Below are 614 nucleotides of genomic sequence, written 5' to 3' on the forward strand. Positions count from 1 at the left end.
TCCTTCATTATTTACGTTTTTTCCTCGTCGTAAATAATGCATTTTGAATGCCATGTAGGTTAAACTGGCCCCTATTACTTCAGAAACAAAGCTTTTTTCACCGAATTCCTTTATGTAGTCATCGGGGTCCAAGTTATCAGGCATCAGCGCGACCTTAACTGTAAAATCGTTGTCCTGTAACATATTAACTGCACGGTTTGCCGCATTCAATCCCGCAGAGTCCGAATCATAGCAGATTAGTATCTGATCAGTATTTCTTTTTAATAGCTGGATATGCTGATCGGTTAGGGCTGTCCCCATCGTAGCGACCGAATTCTCTACACCCGCACGAACAGCTGAAATACAATCGGCAAAGCCTTCAAAAATAACTACTTGTTCTTTCTTTCGTATGTGAGGTCTTGCATGATGAAAATTATATAAAGTTTTACTTTTATTGAAGATTGGCGTTTCGGGACTATTCAAATATTTGGGCTCATCGTCCCCCATTGCTCTTCCCGAAAACGCAATCGTATTCCCTTGGTGATCCATAATTGGAAACATGACTCTATTTCTGAAACGGTCAAAATATGACTCGTCTTTTTCCCTAAAAATAATTAGCCCTGCTTGCTCCATAA

General features: G+C 39.9%; 1 protein-coding gene. It reads right to left on the reverse strand.

All coding sequences use genetic code 11. The features are described 5' to 3' along the window. Nucleotides 1-614, reverse strand: a 614-nt coding sequence (locus L4D76_RS28910) for a DNA primase (RefSeq protein WP_428444215.1), incomplete at both ends; no start/stop codon positions are given.

The sequence above is a fragment of the Photobacterium sagamiensis genome (assembly GCF_050337085.1).
Classification (GTDB): Bacteria; Pseudomonadota; Gammaproteobacteria; order Enterobacterales; family Vibrionaceae; genus Photobacterium; species Photobacterium sagamiensis.